This is a genomic window from Sphingobacterium sp. UBA7253 (assembly GCF_002472745.1).
Lineage (GTDB): Bacteria > Bacteroidota > Bacteroidia > Sphingobacteriales > Sphingobacteriaceae > Sphingobacterium > Sphingobacterium siyangense.
Map to the genome: position 1 here is coordinate 1 of NZ_DKSP01000128.1, position 2,730 is coordinate 2,730.

Below are 2,730 nucleotides of genomic sequence, written 5' to 3' on the forward strand. Positions count from 1 at the left end.
AGGCTTTTTTTATTCTTTTATATTTCCTAATTTCATACCAGTGAACCGTTTTTCTGCCGGGATAAAAGGTTCATCGCCTAGCATTTAGCCAATATTAATTAAAACCTATTATGAAATATTGTAGCAAAATTTTGCTCTTTATAGGTTGTTTTATTGGACTAACCTGTACGGCGCAAACAAATGAAAAAATCGATCTCCAAGATTTATTTGAAAGCTTATCGGATGAGCTTCCTGAGGATGCTGATTTGAGTGAATTCACTGAAAAGTGGTCTCATTATCTCAAACACCCGATCGATCTCAACAAAACTGATGGTAGAGAACTCACTGAATTACAATTTTTGAACCCTTTATTAATCGAGCACCTATTGGCCCATAGGACCATTTCAGGGAATTTTATCAACGTACTCGAACTACAGTCCATTGAAGGATTTAATGAGCGGATAGTCAGTTTGTTGTTACCCTTCGTAAGGGTAGGTCCGGGATCTCCCCTTGAAACCCTGAAATCGAGAAATTTTAAACAGGAATTTATAATACGGTACGCCCGGATACTCGAAAAAGCAAAGGGATACCGTATAGTCGATACGACGAAATCCCATTATCTTGGCGATGCTAATCGCTATGCTGTTAGGTATAGAGCCCAGTTAAACGATGGGTTTCATCTCGCAGTTAATATGGAGAAAGATGCGGGGGAACCATTTTTTAGAGACAGGCAAAAAATGGGATTTGATTTCTATAGCTTAAGTATATCAATAAAGTCTTTAGGCCGTTTCAAAAATATCGTGATCGGCGATTACGCGTTGCAATTTGGCCAGGGACTCAGTATGTGGAATGGTCTGAATTTTGGAAAAGGGGGATTGGTACAGCATACTGCAAGACAAGGGATCGGTGTAAAGTCATATACGTCATTAAATGAGGCTAATTTTATGCGTGGCATTGCAGGAACATTACAGATTAGGCACATTGAAATTACACCTTATTTCTCCTACCAATCCATAGATGGAAAAGTTAACCGTACAACTTCTCCGCCTACGATTTCAACGATCGCAAGCTCAGGCTTGCATCGGACTGCAACCGAACAGCAATACCGTCATGCCGCATCTCAACTGGCCTATGGATTGAATCTGTTGTGGCGCTATAAGCGGTTCAAAATGGGTGTTCATTTCAATCAGACACAATTAAATGTCTTTAAAACAAAAGGCAATGGTATACGGCAAAAGGCGGACTTTGAAGGTGATTTTTTGCGAAATATAAGTCTATATGGAAACTATACGATTCGGAATGCTTATTTATTTGGTGAGTATGCAAGCAGCATGGATGGCGGTTCAGCACTGTTAGCAGGATCTATGATAAGTTTGCATCCACGTTTATCATCGGTTGTATTGCTGCGGGACTATAAAAAGAATTTTCATACTTTTTATGGACAGGGATTTGGTGAATCGGATAACAGCTCCAACGAGCAGGGGGCTTATTTGGGACTAACGTATCAATTGGGTAGAAAATTGCTCTGGTCCAATTATGCGGATATATTTCGTTTCCCGGGAGCAAAGTATCAGGCTGATACGCTATCTACAGGCGCTGATTTTTTTAGCCAGCTGAGTTACATGTGGTACAAAAAAGGCCAACTTTCATTGCGCTATCGTAACCGATTTAAACAAGTTAATTACCAGGGAGAGGGACAAACCGAGCACGGGCTTGTAAATACCAGCAAACAGCAGTTCAGGGTAGAATTTCATTACCGCCTAAGTTCAATATGGACGATTCGCTCCCGTGTAGAAGCTAATTTATTCCAAAAAGAGTATCAGGAAAATAGTTTCGGTTATATGCTTTATCAAGATTTGCTCTGGAAGTCTAGCGCGGGAAAATTTCAGTCGAATATACGCGTTGCGTATTTCGATGCGGCAAGTTATGATAATCGGATCTATGCTTATGAGCAGGATGTATTATATGCATCTGGTTTTGGAATGTACAATACAAGGGGATGGAGAATGTATTTCAATCTGCAGTATCGGTTAAGCCGCCATCTTCAGGTATGGACCAAATATGCGGTCTATTATTATCCGGGGCGAGAGAGTATTGGGACTGGACTGGACCAAATTGAGGGTAATAGAAAGTCAGAGGTTAAGATACAGTTGCGGTGGCAGTTATGAAAGAGCTTAGTTTTATACAAAGATTAGAGCGGCTGCCTACTCTTAAGATAGCGATCCTATATATTGTGACGCTTCTTTTCGCCCCTAAATTACCTATGTCGTTCCACATTTTCCAATGCGTTCAGCAGCTATTGGTTGTGCTGGTTTTGATAACGTTTTGTTGTTATTTATTAAAGGGAAGAATCCGCCAGTATGGCTACATCTACGGGTATTATGTGTCTGTTGTATTATTTGGGATTTTCCAATTTTGGCGCGAAGCCCCTTTGGTTACAATCAGTCATTTCTCCCATATAGTGACCGATAGTTATGTAGTCAAAATTATTGAAGAGCCCAAGGTGAAGCGGGATATCATTCGTTTTTCGGCGGAAGTAGTAGGGGCTTACCAAAAAGGTGAATTTGTTGAAACTACAGGTCGACTGATGTTATCTTTAAAATCCAGCCAGAAGAACCCACTGCAGTTTGGTGATCTATTGTGGTTAAAAGGTCAAGTAAAGGAAATAGCTCCGCCATTCAATCCAATGGAATTTGACTATAGACAGTATTTGAAAAGACAGCATATCTATCATGAAATTTTCGCAGTCTT

The 2,730-nt window shown here is 40.2% G+C and carries 2 protein-coding genes; both read left to right on the plus strand.

Annotated features, from left to right (window positions below; all coding sequences use genetic code 11):
* Positions 1-110 precede the first annotated feature (110 nt).
* The gene (locus B2X72_RS13045; protein WP_286849827.1) at positions 111-2,147 is read left to right on the plus strand and encodes a helix-hairpin-helix domain-containing protein; all 2,037 of its coding nucleotides are present in this window, start codon (positions 111-113) and stop codon (positions 2,145-2,147) included.
* 95 nt (positions 2,148-2,242) lie between these two features.
* Positions 2,243-2,730, plus strand: a 488-nt coding sequence (locus tag B2X72_RS13050; protein ID WP_286849828.1) for a ComEC/Rec2 family competence protein, incomplete at its 3' end; no start/stop codon positions are given.